The organism is Pseudomonas sp. GV047, assembly GCF_003058245.1.
Classification (GTDB): domain Bacteria; phylum Pseudomonadota; class Gammaproteobacteria; order Pseudomonadales; family Pseudomonadaceae; genus Aquipseudomonas; species Aquipseudomonas marginalis.
This window is the reverse complement of record NZ_QCWA01000003.1, coordinates 28,136-53,414: the sequence shown is the minus strand read 5'-3', so window position 1 is coordinate 53,414 and position 25,279 is coordinate 28,136. Positions and strand designations below refer to the sequence as shown.

22 protein-coding genes are annotated in these 25,279 nt (G+C 63.1%); 11 read left to right on the top strand and 11 right to left on the bottom strand.

Translation table 11 applies throughout. From position 1 onward, the window contains the following. The first annotated feature begins 138 nt into the window (after positions 1–138). On the top strand, positions 139–5,034 hold the full coding sequence (locus C8K58_RS08660; RefSeq protein ID WP_108573603.1) for an alpha-2-macroglobulin: 4,896 nt from the start codon (positions 139–141) through the stop codon (positions 5,032–5,034). Positions 5,035–5,172: 138 nt separating this feature from the next. Here C8K58_RS08660 and C8K58_RS08655 read toward each other — a convergent pair whose 3' ends face one another. After that, positions 5,173–5,466 carry a hypothetical protein gene (locus C8K58_RS08655; RefSeq protein ID WP_027607987.1) on the bottom strand — a complete coding sequence of 98 codons (294 nt, stop codon included), beginning with the start codon at positions 5,464–5,466 and terminating at the stop codon, positions 5,173–5,175. Between the two features lie 90 nt (positions 5,467–5,556). Between C8K58_RS08655 and pbpC the strand changes: the two genes are divergently transcribed. The 6 genes from pbpC (at position 5,557) to C8K58_RS08625 (ending at position 12,297) form a co-directional block, all read left to right on the top strand. Beyond that, complete coding sequence (gene pbpC, locus C8K58_RS08650; RefSeq protein ID WP_108573602.1) at positions 5,557–7,887, top strand: peptidoglycan glycosyltransferase PbpC; 2,331 nt, start codon at positions 5,557–5,559, stop codon at positions 7,885–7,887. Positions 7,888–7,982: 95 nt separating this feature from the next. After that, positions 7,983–8,291 (top strand): MazG-like family protein, encoded by a 309-nt coding sequence (locus C8K58_RS08645; protein ID WP_027607985.1) that lies wholly within the window; start codon positions 7,983–7,985, stop codon positions 8,289–8,291. Then, positions 8,284–9,033 (top strand): methyltransferase, encoded by a 750-nt coding sequence (locus C8K58_RS08640; RefSeq protein WP_027607984.1) that lies wholly within the window; start codon positions 8,284–8,286, stop codon positions 9,031–9,033. The genes C8K58_RS08645 and C8K58_RS08640 overlap by 8 nt, the downstream gene beginning before the upstream one ends. Before the next feature lie 24 nt (positions 9,034–9,057). Beyond that, on the top strand, positions 9,058–9,660 hold the full coding sequence (locus tag C8K58_RS08635) for a DUF4136 domain-containing protein (RefSeq protein ID WP_065947169.1): 603 nt from the start codon (positions 9,058–9,060) through the stop codon (positions 9,658–9,660). A gap of 44 nt (positions 9,661–9,704) precedes the next feature. Continuing rightward, positions 9,705–10,262, top strand: coding sequence for a DUF4136 domain-containing protein (locus C8K58_RS08630; protein ID WP_027607982.1), 558 nt, complete (start codon positions 9,705–9,707; stop codon positions 10,260–10,262). An 85-nt stretch (positions 10,263–10,347) separates the two neighbouring features. Continuing rightward, the gene (locus C8K58_RS08625; protein ID WP_027607981.1) at positions 10,348–12,297 is read left to right on the top strand and encodes a pilus assembly protein TadG-related protein; all 1,950 of its coding nucleotides are present in this window, start codon (positions 10,348–10,350) and stop codon (positions 12,295–12,297) included. Here the strand turns inward: C8K58_RS08625 and C8K58_RS08620 are convergent. Next, positions 12,282–15,020, bottom strand: coding sequence for a PAS domain-containing sensor histidine kinase (locus C8K58_RS08620; RefSeq protein WP_027607980.1), 2,739 nt, complete (start codon positions 15,018–15,020; stop codon positions 12,282–12,284). The genes C8K58_RS08625 and C8K58_RS08620 overlap by 16 nt on opposite strands. Continuing rightward, complete coding sequence (locus C8K58_RS08615; protein ID WP_027607979.1) at positions 15,017–15,460, bottom strand: TadE/TadG family type IV pilus assembly protein; 444 nt, start codon at positions 15,458–15,460, stop codon at positions 15,017–15,019. The genes C8K58_RS08620 and C8K58_RS08615 overlap by 4 nt, the downstream gene beginning before the upstream one ends. Positions 15,461–15,532: 72 nt before the next feature. Here C8K58_RS08615 and C8K58_RS08610 point away from each other — a divergent pair, with 72 nt between their 5' ends. Together C8K58_RS08610 and C8K58_RS08605 are read left to right on the top strand one after the other, a co-directional pair. After that, positions 15,533–15,982, top strand: coding sequence for a prepilin peptidase (locus tag C8K58_RS08610; protein ID WP_027607978.1), 450 nt, complete (start codon positions 15,533–15,535; stop codon positions 15,980–15,982). Positions 15,983–16,108: 126 nt separating this feature from the next. Beyond that, the gene (locus C8K58_RS08605) at positions 16,109–16,888 is read left to right on the top strand and encodes a response regulator transcription factor (protein WP_027607977.1); all 780 of its coding nucleotides are present in this window, start codon (positions 16,109–16,111) and stop codon (positions 16,886–16,888) included. Positions 16,889–16,898: 10 nt separating this feature from the next. Here C8K58_RS08605 and C8K58_RS08600 read toward each other — a convergent pair whose 3' ends face one another. Genes C8K58_RS08600 through cpaB form a run of 8 tightly spaced genes read right to left on the bottom strand, consistent with a single transcriptional unit; the run spans position 16,899 to position 24,297 of the window. Next, a complete protein-coding gene (locus C8K58_RS08600; protein ID WP_027607976.1) occupies positions 16,899–17,159 on the bottom strand; it encodes a DUF3613 domain-containing protein in 261 nt (86 codons plus the stop codon). A gap of 10 nt (positions 17,160–17,169) precedes the next feature. Next, positions 17,170–17,880 (bottom strand): tetratricopeptide repeat protein, encoded by a 711-nt coding sequence (locus tag C8K58_RS08595; RefSeq protein WP_027607975.1) that lies wholly within the window; start codon positions 17,878–17,880, stop codon positions 17,170–17,172. 11 nt (positions 17,881–17,891) lie between these two features. After that, on the bottom strand, positions 17,892–18,779 hold the full coding sequence (locus C8K58_RS08590; protein ID WP_027607974.1) for a type II secretion system F family protein: 888 nt from the start codon (positions 18,777–18,779) through the stop codon (positions 17,892–17,894). A 1-nt stretch (position 18,780) separates the two neighbouring features. Beyond that, entirely contained in the window at positions 18,781–19,662 is an 882-nt protein-coding gene (locus C8K58_RS08585) for a type II secretion system F family protein (RefSeq protein ID WP_027607973.1), read from the bottom strand. Between the two features lie 10 nt (positions 19,663–19,672). After that, positions 19,673–20,941 (bottom strand): CpaF family protein, encoded by a 1,269-nt coding sequence (locus tag C8K58_RS08580; protein ID WP_027607972.1) that lies wholly within the window; start codon positions 20,939–20,941, stop codon positions 19,673–19,675. Next, the gene (locus C8K58_RS08575) at positions 20,938–22,131 is read right to left on the bottom strand and encodes a pilus assembly protein (RefSeq protein WP_027607971.1); all 1,194 of its coding nucleotides are present in this window, start codon (positions 22,129–22,131) and stop codon (positions 20,938–20,940) included. The genes C8K58_RS08580 and C8K58_RS08575 overlap by 4 nt, the downstream gene beginning before the upstream one ends. After that, the gene (locus C8K58_RS08570; RefSeq protein WP_027607970.1) at positions 22,128–23,345 is read right to left on the bottom strand and encodes a type II and III secretion system protein family protein; all 1,218 of its coding nucleotides are present in this window, start codon (positions 23,343–23,345) and stop codon (positions 22,128–22,130) included. The genes C8K58_RS08575 and C8K58_RS08570 overlap by 4 nt, the downstream gene beginning before the upstream one ends. A 19-nt stretch (positions 23,346–23,364) precedes the next feature. Next, positions 23,365–24,297 (bottom strand): Flp pilus assembly protein CpaB, encoded by a 933-nt coding sequence (gene cpaB / locus C8K58_RS08565; RefSeq protein ID WP_027607969.1) that lies wholly within the window; start codon positions 24,295–24,297, stop codon positions 23,365–23,367. A gap of 319 nt (positions 24,298–24,616) precedes the next feature. Here cpaB and C8K58_RS08560 point away from each other — a divergent pair, with 319 nt between their 5' ends. Both C8K58_RS08560 and C8K58_RS08555 read left to right on the top strand, forming a co-directional pair. Then, the gene (locus tag C8K58_RS08560; protein ID WP_027607968.1) at positions 24,617–24,814 is read left to right on the top strand and encodes a Flp family type IVb pilin; all 198 of its coding nucleotides are present in this window, start codon (positions 24,617–24,619) and stop codon (positions 24,812–24,814) included. Between the two features lie 53 nt (positions 24,815–24,867). After that, positions 24,868–25,272, top strand: a complete 405-nt coding sequence (locus tag C8K58_RS08555) for a response regulator (RefSeq protein ID WP_027607967.1) — start codon at positions 24,868–24,870, stop codon at positions 25,270–25,272. Positions 25,273–25,279 lie beyond the last annotated feature (7 nt).

Genomic DNA, 25,279 nt, shown 5'->3' with positions numbered 1-25,279 from the left:
GCCTGTGGGATTTGGCTGGGACTTGAGACCGTTGAGAACCAACTCACCCTCCGTCGGTCAATGTGACCAGCGCCACATCGGCTTGGCCGGCGCTGATATATAGTTCACCCCTCGGTTCCCTCTGACTACGAGTGCCCCATGCTTAACAAAGGATTGTTCCTGGCCTGCGCGCTGGCCCTGCTGAGCGCCTGCGATTCTTCCGATAAACCGGCAGCACCGCCTGCGCCCACCGTGGCGGCAGCGCCGAAACCGGCCAAGGCCGCGGTGGATGTGGCGGCGCTCAAGCAGCGTTATGCCGGGCGTGAGTTGAGTGTGGTGGACGTATCCGAGGTGCAGTTGGACGGCGCCAGCACCTTGTCGGTGAGTTTTTCCATTCCGTTGGATCCGGAGCAGAAGTTTGCCGACAAACTCCATCTGGTCGACAGCAAGTCCGGCAAGGTCGATGGCGCCTGGGAGCTGTCCGATAACCTCATGGAGCTGCGCCTGCGTCACCTGGAACCCCAGCGCAAACTGGTGCTGACGGTGGATGCCGGGGTGAAGGCGGTCAACGCCAACACGCTCGCCGCCGAGTACATCGCGCGCCTGGAAACCCGTGACCTGCAAGCCACCGTCGGCTTCGCCAGCCGTGGCACATTGTTGCCGACGCGCCTGGCCGAAGGCCTGCCGGTGATCGCATTGAACGTCGACAAGATCGACGTTGAATTCTTCCGTATCAAACCCGAATCCCTGCCGTCGTTCCTGGCGCAGTGGGGGCGCAATACCAGCCTGCAAAGTTATGAATCCCGCGAACTGCTGCCGCTGGCCGACCTGGTCTACGGCGGCCGTTTCGACCTGAACCCGGCGCGCAATACCCGTGAAACCCTGCTGCTGCCGATTGCCGGCCTCAAGCAATTGCAGCAACCGGGCGTGTACCTGGCGGTGATGCGCGCTTCGGGCACCTACAACTATTCGCAACCGGCCACGCTGTTTACCTTGAGCGATATCGGCCTGTCGGTGCACCGCTACGCCAATCGCCTGGATGTGTTTACCCAGGCGCTGGAAGGTGGCAAGGCGTTGGATGGCGTCGACCTTGAAGTGCTCGATGCCGACGGCCGTGTGCTGGGCCAGGGCAAGACCGAAAAGGGCGGCCACGCTGAGTTGCCGTTGCCGAAAAAGGCCCAGGTGCTGCTGGCCAAGCAGGGCGAGCAGACCAGTCTGCTGCGCCTGGACAGTGCCGCGCTGGATCTGGCCGAGTTCGATATCGGCGGCCAACCTTCCCATCCGTTGCAGTTCTTTGTGTTCGGCCCGCGCGACCTGTATCGCCCCGGCGAAACCGTGCTGCTCAACGCCCTGCTGCGGGACAAGGACGGCAACGCGGTCAAGCCGCAGCCGGTGAGCGTCGAAGTGCGTCGCCCGGATGAACAGGTGAGCCGCAAGTTCGTCTGGGATGCCGATGCCTCCGGCCTCTATCAATATCAACTGCAGCTGGCCGGCGAAGCGCCGACCGGGCGCTGGCAGTTGGTGTTCGACCTGGGTGATGGCAAGCCGCAGCTGTATGAATTCCTCGTCGAAGACTTCCTGCCCGAGCGCCTGGCGCTGGAACTCAAGGGCAGCGACACGGCATTGAGCCCGGCGGATAACCCGGTGATCAAGGTCAACGGTCGCTACCTCTATGGTGCGCCGGCGTCGGGCAACCGCGTCAGCGGGCAAGTCTATGTGCGACCGTTGCGCGAAGCGGTCAAGTCGCTGCCGGGCTATCAATTCGGATCCGTCACCGAAGAGGAACTGAGCCAGGACTTCGAGCTGGACGAAAGCGTGCTCGACGCCAAGGGCCAGGAAGAACTGACCCTGGAAAGCAAATGGGCCGAGGCCAAATCCCCCCTGCAACTGATCGTGCAGGCCAGCCTGCACGAGTCGGGCGGGCGGCCGATCACCCGGCGCCTGGTGCAGCCGATCTGGCCCGCCGAGCAACTGCCGGGCCTGCGTGGCCTGTTTGACGGCAAGGAAACCAATGGCGACGGCCCGGCGGAATTCGAAGTGCTGCTGGCCAACCAGGACGGGCAGAAACTCGCCGCGCAAGACCTCAAGGTCCGCCTGGTACGCGAGCGCCGTGACTACTACTGGAACTACTCCGACAGCGATGGCTGGAGCTATCACTACAACGAAAAATTCCTCAACCTCGACGAACAGACCCTGAACATCAAGGCCGGCGATACCGCCAAGGTCAGCTTCCAGGTGGAGTGGGGGCCGTACCGCGTCGAGGTCGAAGACCCGCAGACCGGCCTGGTCAGCAGCCTGCGCTTCTGGGCCGGCTACCAGGCCCAGGACAACACCGAAGGCGGCGCCGTACGGCCCGATCAGGTCAAGCTGGCGCTGGATAAACCCGCCTATGGCGACGGCGATACCGCCAACGTCACGGTCACGCCGCCGGCTGCCGGTAAAGGCTACCTGCTGGTGGAGTCCGCCGAAGGGCCGCTGTGGTGGCAGGAAATCGACGTGCCGGCCGAAGGCAAAAGCTTTGCCGTGAAGCTTGATCCGAAATGGTCGCGCCATGACCTGTACGTCAGCGCCCTGGTGGTTCGTCCCGGCGAGCGCAAAGCCAATATCACCCCCAAGCGCGCGGTAGGCCTGCTGCATCTGCCGCTGGATCGCACCCAGCGCAAGCTGGGCGTGACCCTGACCGCGCCGGAAAAAATGCGCCCCAAACAACCGCTGACGGTGAAGATCGCCGCCAAAAACGCCGATGGCAGCGTGCCGAAACAGGTGCACGTGCTGGTGGCGGCGGTGGACGTGGGCATCCTCAATATCACCGAATACCCGACGCCGGACCCGTACTCCAGCCTGTTCGGCCGCAAGGCCTATGGCGTGGACCAGTTCGATATCTACGGCCAGTTGATCGAAGCCGGGCAGGGCCGCCTGGCCAGCCTGGCCTTTGGCGGTGACGCCGCGCTGGCCAAGGGCGGCAAGCGTCCGGACACCAGTGTGACCATCGTCGCCCTGCAAAGCGCGCCGGTGACCTTGAATGAGCAGGGCGAGGGTGAAGTCAGCGTCAACATCCCCGACTTCAACGGTGAACTGCGCCTGATGGCCCAGGCCTGGAGCGACGACCGCTACGGCATGGCCGAAGGCAAGACCGTGATCGCCGCGCCGCTGATCGCCGAGCTGTCGGCCCCGCGCTTCCTCGCCGGCGGTGACCAGACGACGTTGGCCCTGGACCTGTCCAACCTGTCGGGCAAGGCGCAGAAACTGGATGTGCAACTGAGTGCCGAAGGGCAGTTGGAGCTGGTCAGCACGGGCGCTCAAGCCGTCGAGCTCAAGCAAGGCCAGCGCACTACCCTGCGTATCCCGGTGAAAGCCTGGGGTGGCTTGGGTCAAGGCAAGGTGAAGGTCACGGTCAATGGCCTGGACCTGCCCGGTGAGAACCTGCCGCCGTTCAGCCGCGAATGGACCCTGGGTGTGCGCCCGGCCTACCCGGCGTTGCTCAGGCATTACCGCGCGGTGCTCAAGGGCGAGCCGTGGAGCCTGCCCGCCGGCGCATTGGATCAATTCGATGCCTCTGGGCGTGAGGCGCTGCTGAGCCTGTCGAGCCGGCCGCCGCTGAACCTGGGTGCGCAGATCTCGGCGCTCAAGGCCTACCCTTATGGTTGCCTGGAGCAGACCGCCAGTGGTCTGTACCCGTCGCTGTACGCCGACGACGCGCTGCTCAAGCGCTTGAGCATCAAGGGCGAGCCGGATGCCGAGCGCAAACGCAAGATCGAGCTGGGCATCGAACGCCTGCTGGGCATGCAGCGCTACAACGGCAGCTTCGGTTTGTGGGGCGCCGATGGCGAAGAGGAATATTGGCTGACGGCTTATGTCACCGACTTCCTGTTGCGTGCCCGTGACCAGGGCTTCGCGGTACCGCCTGAAGCGCTGAAAAAAGCCAGCGAGCGCCTGCTGCGCTATGTGCAGGAGCGCAACCTGATCGAAGTCGACTACAGCGACAACGCTGACCACACGCGCTTTGCCGTGCAGGCCTACGCCGGCATGGTACTGGCGCGCAGTCAGCAGGCGCCGTTGGGGGCGCTGCGCAGTATTTTCGAGCGGCGCAGCGACGCGCGTTCCGGGTTGCCGTTGGTGCAGTTGTCCATCGCATTACAGAAGATGGGTGACCAGCCCCGTGCGGATCAAGCCTTGCTGGCCGGCCTGGCGGCGCAACGCAGCGCCAAGGAATGGCTGGCTGACTACGGCAGCCCGCTGCGCGATCAGGCGATGATCCTGGCGTTGCTGGAAGAAAACGACTTGGCCAAGGGCAAGCGTGAGGAGCGTTTGTTTAGCCTGTCGGACCAATTGGCGGCCAGCCCGTACCTGTCGACCCAGGAGCGCAACTCGCTGTTCCTGGCCGGGCGCCTGGGGTTTGCCCAGCCCGAGTCGGCCTGGAAGGTCCTGCTCAATGGCAGCGGTGGGGAACATGAGCTGAACAATCAACAGTCGACGCTGGACCTGGAAGGCAAGCTGCTTTCTGGCGATCTGAACCTGACCAATCAGGGCGATGTGCCGGTCTACCAGCAACTGACGATCTCGGGTTATCCCCAGGTGCCACCGGCACCGGGTGGCGACAACCTGAGCATCCGCCGGGAATACCTAGGCATGAATGGCCAACCGCTGAACCTGCGCAACCTCAATAGCGGCGACCTGGTGCTGGTGCACCTGGCGGTGAGCGCCAGGCAGCGCGTGCCGGATGCCTTGGTGGTCGACCTGTTGCCGGCGGGCCTGGAGCTGGAAAACCAGAACCTGGCCCAAAGTGCCGCCAGCCTGGAAAACGCCAGCAGCCAGGTGAAGGAATGGCGCGGGTCGATGCAGAACGCGGCGCTCAAGCATCAGGAGTTTCGTGATGACCGTTACGTGGCGGCCATCAACCTTGACGGCGATGGCACCACGCACTTGCTGTACCTGGCCCGTGCCGTGACACCGGGCACTTACCGCGTGCCGCCGCCGCAGGTGGAGTCGATGTACCGGCCGAACTGGCAGGCAGTGGGGGAGACGCCGGCGGACCTGGTGATCAAGGGACGCTGAAATTTGACGGTTGATCACTGTAGGAGCGGGCTTGCCCGCGAAGAACGCAAGGGCACCGCGTTTATTCAGGATGTCAGCGTTATCGTTGACGTCCTTCGCGAGCAAGCTCGCTCCTACAGTGGCTGGGTGTTCTTGGGTTTAGTGCACGACCCAACTGAGCAGCCACAGGCCAAGTATCAGCCAGATCACCCCGAAGATAATCGAAGCGCGCATGAAGGCGCGTACGGCTGAGTACAGAAACAGCAGGCCGACGATCAGGGTGAGGATGCTGATGATCGAGGTGTCCATGCCCAATGTGCGTGACAGGCCTTCGACAAAGTTGCCGCCGGCGTGGGTCAAGGCTCCGAACAATCCGCTGAGCCCGTCGACGATAAAGCGGATGACGGAACCGAGCGCCTGGCCCAACCATTCGAAAAAGCTTTCTACCTGCATATGTGTGTCCTGATAAGAAGGTGGGCGTATCTGTGCCTTTGGTTGTTATTGCAACAGGCTAGTTCCCTACAAGCATAGAGGTTTGCCCGCTTGAATTTGCGTTTACTTGTCCGCTGGACCCTGGCGAGCCTGGTCTTGATGATTGCCCTGCTGTGGCTGGCCGATCGTATCTGGCCGTTGCCGTTGCCCAGGGACGACCTGGCGCGGGTGGTGCTGGCCGAGGATGGCACGCCGTTATGGCGGTTTGCCGATGCCAACGGCGTGTGGCGTTATCCGGTGCAAACCAGCGAAGTGTCGCCGTATTACCTCGATGCACTGCTCACCTACGAAGACCGCTGGTTCTATCAGCATCCCGGTGTTAACCCGTTGGCGCTGGTGCGGGCGACGTGGCAGAACCTGACGGGCGCGCGGGTGGTGTCGGGTGGCAGTACGTTGTCGATGCAGGTGGCGCGTCTGCTGGATCCTCACTCGCGGACCTTCCACGGCAAGTTGCGGCAACTGTGGCGCACGGCGCAGTTGGAGTGGCACCTGTCCAAGGAACAGATTCTCAACCTGTACCTGAACCGCGCACCGTTCGGCGGCACGTTGCAGGGCGTGGCGGCCGCCAGCTGGGCGTACCTGGGCAAGTCCCCGGCGCAACTGACCCACGCCGAAGCCGCTTTGCTCGCGGTATTGCCCCAGGCGCCGAGCCGCCTGCGCCCGGATCGCCACCCGCAGCGCGCCCAGGAGGCCCGCGACAAAGTGCTGCGCCGCCTCGCCGAGTTCCAGGTGTGGCCACAAGCCGCCGTCGACGAAGCGCTGGAAGAGCCGTTGCTGCTCGCCCCGCGCCTGGAGCCGAGCCTGGCGCCGCTGCTTGCCCGCCGCCTTAACCGTCCGGACAGCCCGCCGCTGATTCGCACCACGCTGGATGCCACCCTGCAACGCCGTCTTGAAGACCTGTTGCTGGGCTGGCGTGCGCGGTTGCCGGAATACACCTCGGCCGCGATCCTGGTGGTGGAAGAAGAAAACATGGCCGTGCGCGCTTACCTGGGGTCAGTGGACATCAACGACGCCAAGCGCTTTGGCCATGTGGACATGATCAGCGCGCTGCGTTCGCCGGGCTCTACCTTGAAGCCGTTCCTGTATGGCATGGCCCTGGACGAGGGCCTGATTCACTCCGAATCGCTGCTGCAGGATGTGCCCCGGCGTTATGGCGATTATCGCCCGGGCAACTTTTCCATGGGCTTTACCGGCGCAGTGCCGGCGAGCACGGCGCTGTCCAGTTCGCTGAACCTGCCGGCGGTGCAGTTGCTGGAAGCGTACGGGCCCAAGCGGTTTGCCGCGCAGATGCGCATCGGCGGCGTGCCATTGGCCCTGCCGGCGTTGGCCGAGCCCAACCTGGCGCTGATCCTCGGCGGCGCGGGCAGCCGCCTGGAGGATCTGGTCAGCGGCTACAGCGCCTTCGCCCGCAACGGCAGGAGCGCCACCCTTCGATTGCAGCCGGACGATACGCTGAGAGAACGGCCCTTGCTGTCGCCAGGGTCCGCCTGGATTGTTCGGCGCATCCTCAGTGGCCAGGCGCGGCCTGATCGCGACCCGCGTGCCGAACTGGTGCAGCGCCCGGTCCTGGCCTGGAAAACCGGGACCAGCTACGGTTTTCGCGATGCCTGGGCGATTGGCGTGGGGCCGCGCTATTTGATCGGTGTGTGGATCGGTCGCCCGGACGGCACGCCGGTGCCGGGGCAGTTCGGTTTGGCCTCGGCGGCGCCGCTGATGTTGCAGGTGCATGACGTGCTGACCAATCGCGACAGCCAGCGCGGCATCAGCGCGCAGGTGGTGGCGGTGCCGACCAATGTCGGCGTGGCGGCGATTTGTTGGCCGCTGGGTCAGCCCATGAACCGCAGCGATCCGAATTGCCGCCGCCAGCGCTTTGCCTGGACCCTGGACAACACCACGCCGCCGACCTTGCAGGCGCTGGATCAGCCGTTGAGTGTTGGCTTGATGGAAAGCGTCTGGGTCAACGCCAAGGGCTTGAGGGTGGATGCCCATTGCCCTGGCGCGGTGTCTAAAAGTATCGCCCTGTGGCCCGCACCGCTGGAGCCATGGTTGCCCAGGATCGAGCGCCGTGAAGCGCGGATTCCCGCCGCCGACCCCGATTGCCCGCCACCGGCGCTGGCGGCGTCTTCGCCGCTGTCGATTGTCGGCGTGCGCGAAGGCGACCAACTGCGCCTGCCCGCCGCCAGCCAGCAAACCCTGCGCCTCAAGCTTTCCGCCCTGGGCGGCAGCGGCCGGCGCTGGTGGTTTCTCAACGGCGCCCCCCTGGGCGACAGCGCCAACCAGGACAGCATCAATGCCAGTTTCGAGCGCCTGGGCCGCTACCAACTCAGCGTCCTCGACGAAGCCGGCCAGACCGCCCGGCTCGAATTCAGCGTGGTGGATTAGGGCCTCATCAGCGGCAAGTCGAATCGTCGCACCACCGCTATTCACTTGCCTTCACTCTCCATCCCCCTGAAGCTATACCCATTCAGGAGCCCCCCATGAACCTCGAACACCTCACCGAACGCCTGCACCGCATCCGCGATACCAACGACTGGAAGCCATTCCACAGCCCGAAGAACCTGGCCATGGCCGCCAGCGTGGAAATGGCCGAACTGGTGGAAATCTTCCAGTGGCTCAGCGAAGACCAGTCCCGCCAGTTACCCGCCGACAAACTTGCCCACGCCGGCCAGGAAGTGGGCGATATCGTGCTGTACCTGCTGTTGCTGTGCAGCGAGCTCGGCCTGGACATGAACGAGGTGGTGCGCGCCAAACTGGCCGACAGCGAGCGGCGGTTTGCCCATGAGTGACCGGCATTTCGACCAGTTGGCCACGCGCTTCGCCGAGAAAATCTACGGTGGCGCAAAAGGCGCGATTCGCCTGGCAGTGCTCCAGGCCGACCTGGCTGAGGCCCTGCCGGAGCGCCCGTTACGCGTGCTGGATATCGGCGCGGGCCTGGGGCATATGTCGCTGTGGCTGGCCGAACGCGGCCATCAGGTGACCCTGGCCGAACCCGCCGAGCCGATGCTCGAGGGCGCGCGCCAACGCTTCGCCGAGGCCGGGCAGGACGCCACCTTTATCCACGCGCCGTGGCAAGACTTGCTCGGCCAGCTCACCGAGCCCTACGACCTGGTGCTTTGCCACGCCGTGCTGGAATGGCTGGCCGAACCCCACGGGATCCTGCCGGTGCTGCATCAGCTGACGCTGCCCGGTGGCTGGCTGTCGCTGGCGTTCTACAACCGCGATGCGCTGATTTATCGCAACCTGCTCAAAGGCCATTTCCGCAAGATGCGCAAGAATGACATGGCCGGCGAAAAGCAGAGCCTGACCCCGCAACAGCCCCTCGACCCGCGCGAGCTGGCGGCGCAACTCGAAGGGCTTTGGCAGGTCGAAAGCCAAAGTGGCGTGCGGGTATTCCACGACTATATGCCGGTGGAATTCCAGGCCCGCGCCGACTTGAAGGACCTTGTAGAGATGGAGCTCGCTCACCGTCGTCACCCAAGCTTTGCCGGACTTGGGCGTTATTTGCACTGGATCTGCCGTCCGGTATAAGCGGCCCAGTCTGCGGAGGTCGAAATGCGTCGTCTCTGTTTGATCCTGTTATCCCTCGGGCTGGGCGCCTGCTCCAGCCCCAACCCTTATGTGGCGGCTTCTGCGCCGATGCCGCCTGCGCCCGCGCAGGCGGCCACTACCTTCGACGCCAGCGCCTACCCGGCACCGGTGCGCGACTATGGCGCCTACCGCAATTGGGCCTGGCGCAACGGCCAGCTCCCGGCCGGCACGGCCTGGGCGGACTCGGCGCAGGTCGCCGAAGCGGTCAGCGGTGCCCTCGACCAGCGCGGCCTGCGGCCCTTGCACGACAACCGCCCGGCGGACCTGCTGGTGAGCGCCGATGTACGCCTGGAGAAGCGTCTCAAGCAGGTCCGGGACGATTACGGCTACGGATACGGCGGCTATAACCGCTACGGCCCGGGCTACGGCATGTACAACTCGGTGCCGATCGTGCGCACCTATGAAGTTCAAGTGGTGGTGGTGCGGGTTAATCTGTTCGACGCCCGCAGCGGCCAGCCGGTGTGGAGTGCCAGCGCGGAAACCGGCAGCCAGGGCAGCCTCAGCGAGCGCGCGGATGCGTTGCGCCAGGCCGTGCAAAAGGCGATGACCGCCTATCCTCCGAGTTAACCGCTATTCTCATCTAAAGCCCGGTCCCTTGTTGGAGATCAACCATGTTTCGTCGTATCGCTACGCTAGCTTTTGTTGTGCTGCTGGGCGGTTGCCAGACCAGCCAGGTCAACCACGATTTTGATGCCAGCCGCGACTTCGGCGCCTACCGCAACTGGGCCTGGAAAGACCCGGCGCTGCAATACCGCCCCGATGATCCGCGGATCAAGAGCGACCTCACCGAACAACGCATCCGCCAGGCCGTGGGTGAACAGCTTGACCAGCGCGGCCTGCGCCCGGCAGCCGCAGGCACCCGGGCTGACCTGAACGTGCAGGCCTACCTGATCGTCGAAGACCGCCAGCAACAAGTCACCACCAACTATGGCGGCGCCTGGGGTGGCCCGTGGAACGGCTATTGGGGCGGGCCGATGTACAACGAAACACGCAACATCACCTACAAGGTGGCGACCATCCAGATCGACCTGCTCGACGGCAAGGACGGCAAGTTGGTGTGGCGCGGCAGTGATGAACAGATGATGAGCAGCACGCCCAACCCCCAGGATCGTAATAACGCGATTCGCACGACGGTGACCCGGATCCTCTCCAGCTACCCACCGCACTGACCGTTTGTAGCGACCGGCCTGCGCACCTGCCAAGCCTTGTCTACACTCCACCGCAACACGGAGAGTAAGCGCTAAGGAGTGCCTGATGTCTCCCCGACTCGGTTGCAGGCAGCGTGGTGCGATTGGCTTGATGGCAGCGGGCACCCTGGCGTTAGCGCTGGTGTTCCTGCTGCTGGCGGTGGACAGCGGCCGCCTCTACCTGGAAAAGCGCAAGCTGCAGTCCATTGCCGACACCGCCGCCCTGGAGGCCGCCGGGCGTGGTGGCCTGTGCAGCCCGACCACCAGCGCCAACGACTATGCCGTGCAGAACGCCGCGCGCAATGGCTTCACCGTGGTTGCCGGCGACAGCAGTCGTGGCCTGGCCGTGACCTGCGGCACATTGACGACCAATGCCGGCAACATCCGCGTATTCAGCGCCGACGCCAGCAAAAACGAGGCCATTCGGGTAGTGGCGACGCGCAGCGTAGTAACCAGCGTCGCCACGGGTATCTGGAATATGTTCAGCGGTACGCCGGCGTCCACCCAGATGACCCTGGCTGCCAGCGCCGTGGCCGCGTACGCGCCGCCAGTGGCGCAACTGACGATTCGCAGCAGCCTGGCGACGGTGGATTCGGCGAAGTCCCCGCTATTGAACATGGTCATTGGCAACCTGTTGGGCGGCAGCCTGTCGCTGACGGCGGCGGGCTGGAATGGCTTGCTGGCGACGAACCTCAACCTGCTCGGCTACCTGGACCAGTTGGCGATTGAGCTGAACGTGACGGCGGGTGACTACGATGCGCTGCTCAACACCGCCGTATCCGCCAACCAGCTGATCGATGCCGCGGTAAAGGTGCTGCAAAAAAACGGAGCGGTGGCGACGGCGGTCATCAACGATGTGATTTCATTGAAAGCCATCGCGCCCAATACCCAGCTGCTGAAAGTCGCAGACCTGCTGAAGGTTGCCAGCGGAACACCGGCCGCGGCGCTGAATACCAACGTGCAGTTGTTTCAATTGCTGGAGGCCGTGGCGCAGCTGTCCAATAGCAAGGGTGCGGTGAGTGCGGCCGCTCAGGTGAATATTCCCCTGGTGGGCAATGTCTCGATCCAGACCAAAGTCATCGAGCCGCCGCAATTGTCGGCGATCGGTAATCCGGCGAAGGCCAAGGCGGGGCTTCTGAATAACCCGCAGACGGATCAGATTGTTGTCCGAACCGCGCAAGTGCGCACATTGGTTACGGTGGATGCGCCGATTATCAAGCTGGTGTCGGGGGTTTCATCAATCCTGACCGGGTTGGCGACACCGGTGTCGAAGGTGGTCGGTGGCCTGTTGAACCTGAATATCCCGGCAGTGGTGGGCGGCGTGTTGTGCCTGGTGGCGTGTAACGTCACTGACGTGGATATCACACAATCACTGTCCATCTACATCGAAGCGGCCAGTGCGCAGAGTCAAGTCACGGACTACAGCTGTGCCACGCCGGCCACAAAGTCGCTAACGGTGCAGGCCACCACCGCCATGGCCACCCTGGGCGTGGGCTATGTCGACCCTGCCACCGCGTTTTCGTCATCGGCGCCAGTCACCGTGCAGCCGGTCAGGCTGATCGATTTTGGCCAGCGCTACTGCATTGTGCTGTCGCTGATATGTGGCACGCGTACAGCGGGTGTAGGCGGTGGTTTGAATGTGAAGGCGTTGTCTACCGTGGCGGCGCAGACCAGCTCGTTGCTGTTCTTACCGGTCGCCGATATGAATGCCGTGCCGACCTACAAAAGTCCACCCGGCACCGCCAATATCGTCAATAGCCTGGGAGCAACCCTGAGCGGCCTGCAGGCTACCTACGTACCGCCCAGCGGCAGCACACCCGGTGCGGCGAACGGCACGGTTACGACGGCCCTGGCTACCATCACCAGCGCGGTGGTCACCCTTGTCCAGGACGTCCTGTCACCGCTGCTCGACCCCATTGTCAACACGCTGCTCTCGGCCCTGGGCATCAACCTGGGCAACGCCGAAGTCGGCGCCAACCTGACGTGTCAGATGGGCCGCGCTTACCTGGTGATCTGAACCACCGGCAGTTCCACACAAAACCGTGCGCCGTCCTCGCCATTGATCACGCTCAAGCGCCCACCCATGTTTTCCACGATCCCGTAGCTCACCGACAGCCCCAGGCCGGTCCCCACCCCAATCGGCTTGGTGGTAAAAAACGGCTCGAAAATCCTCTCCAATAATCGTGGGTCGATGCCGCCCCCGTTGTCCTCGACCCAGATGCGCACATGCCGGCTGTCGTGCTCGCAGTGCAGCGCAATCCAGGGGCGCGATTGCGCGGCTGTTTCGCGCTGGCTCAATAGCGCATCGCGGGCGTTGACCATCAGGTTGATCAACACCTGCTCAAGCTGGTCGACATGACCTTTGACCTGCACCCTGAAGTCCGCAGGTGTGATGCGCAGGTCCACGCCTTTGCCGCGCAGGCCTTCACCCAGCAGCGACAAGGTCCCTTCCACGGCTTGCACTGGGTCGAACGGTTGCTGTTCGATTTCCGAACGGCGGCCAAACACGCGCATATGGTCCACCACCCTCGCCGCGCGTTGCACTTGGGTGTCGATGCGCTTGAGTTTTTCGGTGAGGTAGTCGATCTGCGCGTCGCCGTTGGCCAGGCGCTTGAGCACATTGACGATCGCCATGCGCATCACGTTCAGCGGCTGGTTGATCTCATGGGCCAGGCCCGTGGCCATTTCGCCGAGGGTCGCCATCTTGGCGCTCTGGGTCAGTTGCTGCTGGGAGCGACGCACTTCGGTGTTGTCGCGGCCCACGGCCTGCACTTCCACCAGTTGACCTTGTTCATCAAACACACCACGGTCGGACCATACCCACCAGGCATGTTCGCGCCCGGGCAGCTGCAGGTTGATTTCGGCGGTGCTCACCGGAAACTCGGGGGTCAGTCGGCGGATGCGTTGGATAAATGCCTGGCGCTGTTCATCCGACAACCACGCGTCCAATTGCCGCCCCGGCAGTTGCGCGGGCAAGCACTCCAGGTAGTTGGCCAGCGGCTTGTTGCCAAACGTCAGGGTCAGGTCCGGGCGATAACGGCAGATCATTGCCGGCGAGTCTTCCACCAGGATGCGGTAGCGCTCTTCGCTCTGCCTGACCTGTTCGGCGGCCAGGGTCGCGTCGGTCACATCGAGCCATAGCCCCACGGCCTCCACCGGCAGGCCCAGGTCATCGCGCAGCAGCTTGGCCTCGTCGAGCAGCCAATGGTAGTCGCCGCGGGTGTCGCGCACCCGGTAGCGGCTGCGTACATTCCCTTCGCGTAGTAATTGACGGGTGCGTTGGAAGTACAACTCACGGTCTTCGGGATGGATCAACGAGGCCAGGCCGTCGTGGCTGCAATCGGCCAGGCTCCAGCCCAGCAGCGGCAACAGGCTGTCGCTGAAAAACGCCGGGTGCAGCGCGCCGCCGACGTAGCGCTGCACGTAGATCACCGCCGGTGAACTGGCGATCAGGTTATCCAGGCGTGCATGGGCGGCGGCGGCTTGCAGTTGCTGGTTCTTGATGTCGCTGATGTTGAGCATGAAACCGACCCAGCGCCGGTTGTCGCCCACGCCCAGTACCTGGCCCTGCACGCGATACCAGAGGGGCGTGTGGTCCGCGTCACTGCCTGGCAGGCGCACGTTGGTCAGCAGGGGTTTGTCCAGTGCCTGCAGGTCTTGCAGGTGGCTGAGCAGTTCCTGGCGATCAGCGGGGTGGATCAGCTCCAGCCACAGGGCCAGTGCCTGGCGCGTGGCGCCGTGTTCCTGGCCCAGGCTATGCAACAACTGGGGAGCGAGCTGGATCTCCTGGGTGGCGGGCAGCAGTTCCCACCAGCCGGTGCCGAGCAGTTCTTGCAGGGCCTCCATGCGCTCCAGTTGCTGATGGCTGCGTTGTTCGCGCAGGCGGCTCAGCAGCGGGGCGGCGAGTGCGGCGGTGAGGTCCAGCCAGTCACGTTCGCGGGTGTGCGGTTCGCCGCCGTAGAAACCGCAGAGCAGCCAGGCCGCCACGCCCTGGCTGTCACGGTAGGGCACCAGAAAACCGTCGATATCGCCGAAAATGCTCTGCAGGCGGGGGTTGTCAATGCGCCCGTGGGCCAGGCTCAGGAGCGCGTTGCCGTTGACACTGTCCAGGCTGGCCCCCAGATGTTGGCCGGTTTGCCACAAGCCCGGGGCGTCGTGAGCGGTGTATTGGCTGTAGATCCGCCAACCCTGGTTGGTTTCATCGAGCAATGCCAGGGCCACACAGGGGATACGCCAGCGTTGGGCCAGGCTGCGCAGTTGCTCGTTGAACGTCTCGGGCAGGCGACTCAGGCTGCACACTCGCAACTGTTCGCTCATCCTGCAGGCGAGTTGGTGGTTCTGCTCGCGCTGTTCAGCCAGGTGGCGGCCGGCGAGCAAGTCGCTGATGTCCAGCAGGTGCAGCACCCAGCGGTCGCCCTCCGGCTCGACCCAGCCGCGGGTGGGCAGGACCTGGCCGGCAGAGCCCTTGAAGTCCAGGTCCAGGGTATGGCGTTGCCAGTCGGCAGGGCTGCCTTCGATACTCAAGGCGCTGCTGGCGCACAGCAACTCCCGCAGCAGCGGCCGTGCTTCACCCCCGACGGGCATGGCGAGTTGCGAACGCAGTGTGCCGCGGATGTCCACCACATGGCCTTGATGATCCAATAACACGCGCAGCCCTGCTGCAGGGACAGTGGGTGCCTCGAAGGCCTGGGTGCCGACACGGCCCCGCAGGCGCTCGAAGAAATTATTCCCCGCAGTCAAAACTGAAGACTCGAGCTGGCCGACAGGTTGGTCGGCAGGTTCGGCACAGTGCCAATGCCTGGCACCACCAGCGCCGGGAATACGGAGTAGAGGTTGGAGGAGGGGTATTTGATCGTGACAGTCAGCGTGGTGCCGGTGTAGGTGGCGCTGATGAAGGACGGCTGGAACTGGAAGTTGGCGGGGATCCAGCTCAATTGCGCCGCTACCGCATCTTTCGCACGCTGGGTGACAAGGTTGGGGTAGGCCGATCCTGCCGCAACCGGGTCTACCGCCATGGCCTGGCGCACGGCCTCGGCCGCTGCCTGGTTGAACGACTGCATCAACAGCAGCGGCAGGCTGAAGCTGATCAAGCCATAGAACACCGCAAAAAAGATCCCGAAGACCAAGGCGAATTCGATCGCCGCAGCCCCTTTTTGCTTTGCCGGCAGGCCTGTTTTCATGACTGCGTCTACCCTGACGTCTACGACTCGATATCAGCATAGAATCATTCAGCGAAAAGGAACGTTTTTTACGTGATTCATGGCGTAGTGATAGTGATCTGGCTGGGAGTCTGTGCGGTGCAGGATATTCGCCGGCGACAGATCGCCAATGGCTTGACCCTGGGCGTGGCGTTGCTGGCGCTGTTATACCTGTTGTGCACAGGCGCCACCTGGCTGGGCGCGCCAGCGAGCGCCGGTCTCTTGGCGTTTGCCCTGGCACTGCTGTTGACCCTGCCGGGCTATGCGCTGGACCGCTTCGGTGCGGGCGACGTGAAGCTGCTCGCGGCGCTGGGCCTGGCCACCACGGTGGATCATGTGTTGTGGTCGCTGATCGGTGCCGCCATCACCCTGGTCGGCTGGTTGGTCGTTCGTCAACAGCTCGGTCCGCGCGCTGCTGATCGGGTACAAGGCCCGCCTGCCAAGCAGCCTTTCGCCGCGTTTTTATTCGCGGGTTTTGTGCTGTATGGGGTGTGGACCCTTTAGTCGCACAATGCCTCTATTGCTATGTACAGAGTCGGAAAGTAGGTCTACGTTTATGGAACGGATGTATAGGATTCTTCGTCCAAACGGATAGGTCAGTCTTTTGGCTTGCCAGGCATGGAGTCGCGTGTGAACAAGCTGAAATCGGCTGTAAAAGTGCTGGTGGTCGATGACCAACCGCTGATCGTGGAGGAACTCTGCGAATTTCTCGAAAGCAGTGGCTACCACTGCGTCCCGTGCGAATCCAGCCGCCAGGCCTTGCAGCGTTTCAGCGAGGACGTCGAGGTCGGCCTGGTGCTGTGTGACCTGCACATGCCGGACATGGATGGAATCGAGCTGGTGCAGTCGATGCAGAAGATCGCCGGCAAGCAGCGTGCGTTCGAGGCCATCATGCTCACCGGGCGTGCCGACAAACAGGACGTGATCAAGGCCCTGCGCGCGGGCATCTCGGATTACTACCAGAAGCCGATCAACCTCGATGAATTGCTCGAGGGCCTGCAGCGCCAGGAAGCGGCGCTGGAAGAGCGGCAAAAGGAGCTGCAACTGGGGCACTTGAACCAGAAACTGCAGTACCTTTCCGAATCCATCAATGACTTGTACCAGGACCTCGACAAGGTACGGCGCGGCCCGCCGCAGGACGCTGACGCCGAGGGCGGGCAAGACGCCAGGCCGGCGCAGATTCCATCCATCTTCAACCAGTTGTCACCGCGTCAGATGGAGGTTGCGTGGCTGGTAGGCAAGGGCCAGACCAATTACCAGATCGCCTGCGAATTGGGCATCACCGAAAACACCGTCAAGCTGTATGTGTCCCAGGTGTTGCGCCTGACCCATATGCACAACCGCACCCAGCTGGCGCTGGCGTTGTCGCCAAGCCACTCGCCGATGCGCCAGCAGATGAGTGCGCACTGACGCACGGGGTTCATTGGCTCTTGCCGCCCGCCTCCGACTTGGTTTCAAAGAACTCCGGAATCGGGTGCTTGTGACTGTCCAGCCAACGCTGCAAGGCCTGCTCCTTTTCCGCCGGGGTGGTGCTCTGCGGTGTCGGCGAGGCTGCCCGCCCATCGACCTGCAACGCCATCCAGTTTTCCGTTTCGGCCTGCTGCGGGGACGAAGGCCCCGGTGGAATAGCCGAGGCGCTCAATGGCAGCAGCGCCAGACACACAACGTAATGGGCTTTCATCATCGACTCCTTACTTGATACTCACCGGCAGGGCATCGGCGGCCGTCGCGACGTTGCGCGCGGTCCTCGCTGAGTGCTTGAGCCGGGCCGCGCGGGCCTGTGCCTCGGTGACCTGGCCGGGGTTCAAACCCAGCTGGCTGACCACTCTGGCCGCTTGCCCCCAGTCATCCTGATAAATCAGCAAGGTCACCAGGTTGACCGCAGCCAACGTGTCGCCCTGTTTGAGCTCGATAGCCGTCATGAACTCAAAGCGTGCGTCTTCCAGGCGCAATTGGTTGAGGTACACCACGCCCAGGTCATTGCGGATTTTTTCATCGGTGGGCGCCAGGCGCGCGGCCCTTTGCAGGTGAGCCATCGCCTGTGGGTGGTCGCCCTTGGCCGCTGCCAGTTGCCCCAGCCCATGTTCGCCTTCGGCGGTCATGCAAGTACCCAGCAGGCTGCGATACAAGGGTTCGGCCTCACTGCGGCCCAGCAAGCGAAAGTTACGGGCCTGGCGCTGGCGCACCTGGGGCAAGCTGTCGGGCAGGTTCTGCAGGTTGGCCAGGCTGGCGTGCAGCTTGCCCTCGTTGGCCAGGTCATCGGACAGGTTCAGCGTCAGTTCCTGCTCCGCACTGGGTTTGGCGCAACTGCCCGGCGAGGTCAGAGCGGCCCATGGGGTGTGGCCGTCGGTGGCGCATCCGCCGAGCATCAGCAGGGTCAGGCCGGCAATCAGTGGTTTCATCAAGGTGGTCCTCAGAATTGGCTCAAGGCGCGGGCGATGCCGATAAAGGCGGGGCCGCCGAGCACGATCAGCAAGGCGGGAAACAGGAACACCATCATCACCACCGACATTTTGGCCGACATTTTCGAGATGTATTCCTGCATGCGGGTCAGGCGCCGGTCGTCGAGCAATTGCTTGAGCGTCAGCAGGGATTTCATCGCGCCACCCCCCTGCTGGATCAATTGCTGGAGGATGATGCAGGTGTCGGTGAACTCATCCACCTCCAATATGCGCGCGGTCTTGCCCAGTTCTTCGCTCAGTTCCAGGCCGGAGTCGACTCGCGCCAGGATCAGGCGCAATTCGTGGGTCAGGTCTGGAAGCAAGCGCTGGGCTTCGTTGGCCATCACGCGCAAGGATTGTTCAATCGCCATGCCCGACTCGAACAGGATGCGCAGCAGCGGAATGAAGGTTGAGATTTCCTTGGCGATGCGCTGCTGGCGGAATTTGGCGGCAGCGGCGAGCACGCGTTTTGGCAGCAGGTAGCCGATGCCCAGGGCGACCGCCGGGGCAATCCAGGCGGGACTGGCGTGAGGGAAAAGTAGTTGCTGGCCGAGCAGGGTCAGGCCCATCGCCGCGACAGGCACGCCGATCTGGAAAGCGGCAAACAGCGAGCGCTGGCTGGCCTTGCGCCAACCGACCCGGTTGAGCAGGACCTGGGTCTCGTTGTCCAGGCTGACTGAGCGCTGGGCCAGCGTGCTTGCGCCCAGTTGGCGCATGAACGTGCCAAGTTTGTCATCGCTGGCGCTGCGCCCTTGCAAGCGCTCAACGACCCGGCGATCACGACGGCGATGTTCGAGCCATTGCCCGCCCACCAGTACCATGGCGGCGAGCGCCAGCAACAGGCTGACCATCAGGGCCATCTCACACACTCCTCAGCATGCGCCACATGGCAAAGGTGCCCGCCAGGTCCATCGCCAGTGCGCCGAACAGCAGGGAGCGCCCCGTGTCGTCGTTCCACATGGTCATCAAGTAGCCAGGGTTGACCAGGATGAAGTAGCCCACGATCAGGATCGGCAAACCGCCCAGCACGTAGGCCGTCATGCGGGTCTCGCCCGTCATCGCCTTGAGTTGCCGGGCGCCCTGGTCCCGCTCGCGGATCATCTTGATCAGGTTTTCCAGCAGTTCGCTGGCGTTGCCGCCGTAGCGGTGGTTGACCTTCAGGCCAAGGGCGAACAGGCGGAACTCGTCCTGTTCGTAGAATTCAGCGAAGTCGCTGGCCGAATCCGGCAGGCTCACCCCCAGGCGCACGTTGCGCTGCATGCGGCCCATGGCGTGCTTGAGCGGGTTTTCCACGCTCTCGATACCGCCCAATACCGCGTCGGCCAGGGTGCGGCCGGATTTGAGGCTGCGTACGCTATGGTCCAACAGCTGCGGCAGTTGCTCGACCATGCGTTGCACCCGCTGCTGGTAACGCCAGGCGATATACGCACGCAATGCCAGGGGCGGGCCCAGGGCCATCAACACCAGGCCCAGCCAGTCGGCGACCAAGTAGCCCAGCAGGGCGCCGACCACCCACGCGCTCAGCCACAGGCCGAGGCGCTCCTTGGGTTTGCCCAGCCCGGCGCGCAGAAACATGCGCTCAAGGCCGGTCCAGGTGCCGGGCTGCTCCTGGGCCTCGGGTTGGCCATCGCCGAGGCGCTCCAGCACGCGAATGGTCCGGGCCTTGCGCAGGCCATGCTGAAACAGCCAGAACGACAGACCGATCAGCAACAGGCAAACCAGCAGCAATACAGGTCCGGTCATCAGGCGCTCCCTATAGCGGCAAGGCCGATTCGCGGCGCAACTTATCGCCGGCCGGGTTGATGGCTTCGCGCAGGAAACCGACACCGGTGCGCCGGTCCAGCCGGAACAGGGTATTGGTGACATACACGTCATCGCGCACACCGACCACTTCCACCACCTCGCTCACGCAACGACGGCCATCGGGCATGCGCGTCAGCTGGATCACCACATCCAGCGCGGCGCAGATCATCTGGCGCAGGGTTTTTTCCGCGATCACGCGGCCGGTCAGGCCCACCAGGGTTTCCAGGCGCAGCAACGCATCCTGGGCATTGTTGGCGTGCACGGTGCTCATGGAACCGTCGTGGCCGGTGTTCATGGCCGTCATTACGTCGAGCACTTCCACGCCACGGATTTCCCCCAGGATGATACGGTCCGGGCGCATCCGCAGGGCGTTGCGAATCAGGTCGCTGGACCTGACCTCACCGTGGCCCTCGGCATTGGGCGGGCGGGTTTCCAGGCGCACCACATGGGGATGCCCCAGTTGCAATTCGGCAACGTCTTCGATGGTCACCAGACGCTCGTGGGGATTGATCAACTGGCTGAGGATATTGAGCAACGTGGTCTTGCCGGTGCCGGTGCCGCCGCTGATGAGGATATTGCAGCGCCTGCCGACGGCTTCCTGGAAAAACTCGAAGATACTCTGGTCGATGGTCTGCATGGCAACCAGGTCGCTGCTCTTGAGCATGTCCTTGCGGAACTTGCGGATTGACAGGCATGGCCCATCCAGGGCAATCGGCGGGATGATCGCGTTGACCCGGCTACCGTCAGGCAAGCGTGCATCGACCATCGGCGAGGACTCGTCCAGGCGCCGGCCCAATGGCGCGAGGATGCGTTGCATCACGCGCTCCACGTGGTGGTCGTCGATAAAACGCAGGTCACTCTGATGCAGCAGGCCCTCACGTTCGATAAACACCCGGTGCGGCCCATTGACCAGGATTTCGGTGACCGATGGGTCGCGTAGCAGCACCTCCAGCGGGCCGAAACCGGTAAGTTCATCGACGATCTCTTCGGCCAGGCGTTCCATCTCATAGCGCGAGATCGCCAGGCGCATGCGCGTGATGTACTCGGACACCTTGTCGACGACAAATTGCGCCAGGGATTGGCGCGTGTCTTCAAGCAGGTTCTTACCCGACTCCTCGATAGCGTCGATGATGTAGCGATGCAACACCAGCTTCAAGCCATCGTGATCCGTGTTGCCGCCGCTGCGGGCCGGGCCGCCGAAGAGTTTCTCGCCGTTCATCGCACTGTCCCCAGGATGCGTTCGAACCAACGCATTGATGGTTTTTCCAAGCCCTCGGAGCGTTTCGCCAGGCGTTCGCCCAAGGTGCGCACGGCCTGGCTCAACGCTTCACGTGGGGCCAGGGCAAACAGGGTCTGGCCCTGGTTCTTTACGTTCAGGCGCAGTTCGGCGCTCAGCGGCAGCACGGCGATGCACTCAAGGCCGTAGCTTTTTTCCAGGGTGTCGGTGTCTGGTACGCAGGACTTGATGTAACGGTCGACCACCAGCCTGGCGTGGTCGAGTTTCATGCCTTTGTCGCGCCAGCGATTGAGCACCGCGAGGTTGCGGCGACAGTCCAGTACGTTCTGGTCGGTGCACCACAGCAGTTTGTCGCAGTGGCCGACAAAGGTGCGCAGTGCGTCGCTGTCCGGTTGCCCGGTAAGGTTCACGACGATGTGCTGGAAGTGCTGGCGCAATGCACTGAGCAGCATGTACAGCTCGGCGGCGCTGGTCAGTTTCAGCGGTTCGTCGCCGGTGGCATACGCCAGGATGCGCAGGCCATCCACGGTTGTGGTAAAGGCGCTGTTGATCAGCGTGGTATCGAGGCGGCGCAAATGCCGCAACGCGTCACCGAAGTTGAAGGTGCTCTCCAGCCCCAGCAGCGCCAGGCTGTCGCTGCGTGGCAGGCCCAGATCCAGCAGCAGGGTCTGCTGGCCGCTTTTTTGCACCACCAGGGCCAGGTGGGTCGCCAGCATCGCGCCGTCGGCGTTGCTTTGGGTGCCAAACAGAACGGTCAGGCCACCCAAATGCGCACTGGGGATGACGGTCGGCAGGCGCTTGCTCAAGCGGCGCACCAGGCCGGCCACTTCGCTGGAGCGTGAGCCGTAGGCGACGAAATCCCGGGCGCCGGCCCGCATGGCGTTGAGTACCAACTGGTTGTCCATGCCGTCGCCCAGGGCGACCACGGCGAGCATCGGCTTGGCCTCCAGGGCGCCTTCGATCAGCGCACTCTGGGCCACCAGGTTTTCACGGTCCAGGCCGATGAACACCAGGTTGGCAAAGGTCACGTCGACCAGCGCCAGCAGCTCGTCCAGGCTGCCGGTGCCAGCGCTCACGACTTGGCCAAGGGGTGCCAGGGCACCCTGCAGCCACTCCAGGTCGATGGTGTTGCGAGTGATGGCGAGGAACGTCTGGCTCAAGCTATCGCTCATTGGGAAAGTCCACTGCGGCGGTCGAAATTACCGTTTTCGAGGAAAAACAGGCGGTACCAGTTGGGGTCATAGTTGCGCAGTTTTTCGCCGGGCAAGGAAGGCAGCTGAGCGTTGGCCGCCAGCGGTTGCACCAGGTGCGGCGTGACGATCATCAGCAGCTCCTTTTCTTCGCGGCGGATATTGGTGTCGCGGAAAAACGCACCCAGGACCGGGATATCGCCCAACCCCGGAAACTTGCTGATGCTGGAGCGGTTGTTGGTGCTGATCAGGCCGCTGATCACAAAGCTTTCGCCATCGGCCAGGGACACGCTGGTGTCGGTGCGGCGTACGGTCAGGGCCGGCACCTGGATGCCCTGGATCTGTACGGCGTTGCTGTAGTCCAGCTCGCTGACCTCCGGCGCTACCTTGAGGGTGATGCGGTTGCGATCAATCACCGTCGGCGTGAGGGTCAGGCGAATGCCGAATTCCTTGTATTCGATGGAGATGGTGTCACTGCCGGCGCTGGGTACGGGTATAGGTACTTCACCGCCGGCCAGGAAGGTCGCGCTCTGGCCGCTCAGCGCTACCAGGCTGGGACGCGCCAGGGTGTAGGCAAAACCGCTGCTCTCGAGGGCGTTGATCATCGCTTTGACCCGACCGCCGCCAAAACCGACATTGAAAGACTCGGCACTCACCGGCAGTTTGAACACGCCTTCTGCCGGGGAGAGAAGGTTGGGGCTGCCGAGGAAAAAATTGTTGCCCAGCCCCAGGAACTGGGTGCTGGCTTCCTTGAGCTTGGTGCGGCTGACTTCTACAAAGCGTATATCCGTCTGCACCTGGCTGGGCAGCAATGGGTCTTCGGAGGGTGGCCGCGACAAACTGCTCAGTGCCGACGTGGCCTTGCCCCTGACGAACACCATGCTCTGGCGCGGCGCCTTGGTACAGGCAGTCCACACCATCAGGCTGGTAGCGCCGCTGGCGACGCCGGTCAGCAGGAATTGACGGTCGCCATTGACGCGCACATCCGCGATCTTCGGGTCGCCAATCGCCAGGCGGGTGATTGGCACCGGCGATTGCAGCTCCTGTTGTAAGCCTTCGCCTACCTCGACCACTGCAGGTAACTGGCCCATGGCGCTGCAATTGCCGGGTGCCGCCATGGTCATGGCGGCTGGCAGGCTTGTCAGCATCAAGGCCCAGGCAATTGGCGTGAACATGAGGGCGTAGCGATGGCTCATTCAAGGCATCCTTGCTCAATCACGGGGTTTGTTCAGTGGCCTGCGCGCCGCGAATCACCTCGACGCCCCGGCGTACAGCAGGTGCGCCGCTGATTTGCGCGACGCTTTTGGGCGGTCCCACAAGGGCAAGCTGGGTGAATTGGTAGAGGTCACGATTGGCATTGGCCAGTTTGTCCGAAGCGTCGTTTTCCCCGGCCCAGTACTGGCTGAGCAGTTGCTCCTCGGCACTGCGCACGGCCAGGCGCAAGGTACCGGCTTGCGACGCCAGCATCAGGCGGCTCAATAGAGGCTCCGGCACGGCTAGCACCACGGTGCGTGCAGCAGCGCGACGCTGGGCAGCCTGGGCGCGCTCCTCGGGCGTGGTGGCGGGCGGCACGGCCGGCAAGCCATCGTTGGCCAGGCCCAATTGGTCACCGACGCTGAGCAGGCGCAGGGCCGGAAGGACGATTTGTGCCGACTGCTCCGCGTTGCCAGCATCCTGGCGCAGGAACAGCAGCACATCCACATAGTCGCCGGGGCTCAGTTGGCCTGCCGCGCCGATCACCTCGTCGACGGCCACGGCCAATGCGCGCTCATCGGGACGAATCATGCGGGCAAGCGGGCCGCCGGCGCTGAAGCTTTCTTCGCTGAGCCAGGTACCTGCTCCCAGTGCGCGCAGTGGTTGGCGGCCGATAGCCTGGTCCAGCCGCGTCAGGCTGCCGGCCGGCACCGTGCGGAGTTTTTCCACGACCAGGTCGGCAGCGGTAAGTGCAACGAAGGCAGGGACGTCATGCGCCAGTACGACCACTGGTTGGCGGGTCTGGTCTTCGACGACAGCAGTGGGCTTTTCGGCAGAAATGACAGGTGTTGCGACGGGCTCCGGTTGGCGGCTCAACACCAGCCCCCAGTACCCTGCAATCAATGCCCCGATTAGCAGCACAGCGGCCAGGGCCATGCTGATGCGACTGTTCATGACGGCTCTCCCTTTCCCGTTGCACTACCTGTTCGTCAATCCAAACGAACTAATTCGCAACCTGGCTGTGATGAACATCTAACGATTTGGCTATTTGAAGGTAGCTCAGCCAGGACGAAACGCCATTTGTCACGGATAAAATTTTATTTGAACGCTATTTGCAGCCGGGTAGTCAGGCATGGGCCGACGACTAATACTTTGTGATTAATGAGTTCTTACAGTTGTGAGGCTGAGGTTTGTTGGCAATGCTCTAATTGCACGTCGCAAACATCGTGCTAGAGCCGTACTGGCTTTTAGTGGCGTATTAGGGAGAAGTCGTATGTTCCTTGACCTGATGTTGAAGTTATATGTTCAAACACAACTGTTCTTCAAACGCAAAGAGGCTGCTTCAGGTATTGAATACGCCATTATCGTGGCGCTGGTGGCCCTTGTCATTGTGGGTGCCGGAACCGGCCTGGGCACCAAGATAAGTGGAATTTTCACTTCGATCGCTACCAAGCTGCCAACGGCGACCTGACTGCCAAGTTGCAGCAGCTATTCTTCAATTACCCCATTCTTCCAGGTACGGCCATGAGCACATCTTCTTTGTCTCGCCAACAAATACTATTGGTGGACGACGAAGAGGATGCTCTGGTTGAGCTGGCCGAATCCCTCGAACACGAGGGCTTTGTCTGTTTTACCGCCACCTCCGTGACCTTCGCCTTGCAAGAATTGACACTGCATCCGGATATCGCCCTGGTCATTACCGACCTGCGCATGCCTGAGGAAAGCGGCATTTCCTTGATCAAGCGCCTGCGCGAACACACCTCGCGCTCGCACCTGCCGGTGATCGTGATGTCCGGCCATGCCGAGATGGATGACGTCAGCGACATGCTGCGCCTGCAGGTGCTGGACCTGTTCCGCAAGCCGATCTATCTGGTGCGCCTGATCGATACGCTCAACAACCTGTTTCCTCTCTCTCACTCCAGGTATTAAGCGCTCA

Bases quoted from the DNA above. Each gene is read 5' to 3' on its own strand.
- C8K58_RS08660 (WP_108573603.1), top strand. From the start codon at position 139: ATGCTTAACAAAGGATTGTTCCTGGCCTGCGCGCTGGCCCTGCTGAGC.
- C8K58_RS08655 (WP_027607987.1), bottom strand. From the start codon at position 5,466: ATGCAGGTAGAAAGCTTTTTCGAATGGTTGGGCCAGGCGCTCGGTTCC.
- C8K58_RS08645 (WP_027607985.1), top strand. From the start codon at position 7,983: ATGAACCTCGAACACCTCACCGAACGCCTGCACCGCATCCGCGATACC.
- C8K58_RS08640 (WP_027607984.1), top strand. From the start codon at position 8,284: ATGAGTGACCGGCATTTCGACCAGTTGGCCACGCGCTTCGCCGAGAAA.
- C8K58_RS08635 (WP_065947169.1), top strand. From the start codon at position 9,058: ATGCGTCGTCTCTGTTTGATCCTGTTATCCCTCGGGCTGGGCGCCTGC.
- C8K58_RS08630 (WP_027607982.1), top strand. From the start codon at position 9,705: ATGTTTCGTCGTATCGCTACGCTAGCTTTTGTTGTGCTGCTGGGCGGT.
- C8K58_RS08625 (WP_027607981.1), top strand. From the start codon at position 10,348: ATGTCTCCCCGACTCGGTTGCAGGCAGCGTGGTGCGATTGGCTTGATG.
- C8K58_RS08615 (WP_027607979.1), bottom strand. From the start codon at position 15,460: ATGAAAACAGGCCTGCCGGCAAAGCAAAAAGGGGCTGCGGCGATCGAA.
- C8K58_RS08600 (WP_027607976.1), bottom strand. From the start codon at position 17,159: ATGAAAGCCCATTACGTTGTGTGTCTGGCGCTGCTGCCATTGAGCGCC.
- C8K58_RS08595 (WP_027607975.1), bottom strand. From the start codon at position 17,880: ATGAAACCACTGATTGCCGGCCTGACCCTGCTGATGCTCGGCGGATGC.
- C8K58_RS08590 (WP_027607974.1), bottom strand. From the start codon at position 18,779: ATGGCCCTGATGGTCAGCCTGTTGCTGGCGCTCGCCGCCATGGTACTG.
- C8K58_RS08585 (WP_027607973.1), bottom strand. From the start codon at position 19,662: ATGACCGGACCTGTATTGCTGCTGGTTTGCCTGTTGCTGATCGGTCTG.
- C8K58_RS08580 (WP_027607972.1), bottom strand. From the start codon at position 20,941: ATGAACGGCGAGAAACTCTTCGGCGGCCCGGCCCGCAGCGGCGGCAAC.
- C8K58_RS08575 (WP_027607971.1), bottom strand. From the start codon at position 22,131: ATGAGCGATAGCTTGAGCCAGACGTTCCTCGCCATCACTCGCAACACC.
- C8K58_RS08570 (WP_027607970.1), bottom strand. From the start codon at position 23,345: ATGAGCCATCGCTACGCCCTCATGTTCACGCCAATTGCCTGGGCCTTG.
- cpaB (WP_027607969.1), bottom strand. From the start codon at position 24,297: ATGAACAGTCGCATCAGCATGGCCCTGGCCGCTGTGCTGCTAATCGGG.
- C8K58_RS08560 (WP_027607968.1), top strand. From the start codon at position 24,617: ATGTTCCTTGACCTGATGTTGAAGTTATATGTTCAAACACAACTGTTC.
- C8K58_RS08555 (WP_027607967.1), top strand. From the start codon at position 24,868: ATGAGCACATCTTCTTTGTCTCGCCAACAAATACTATTGGTGGACGAC.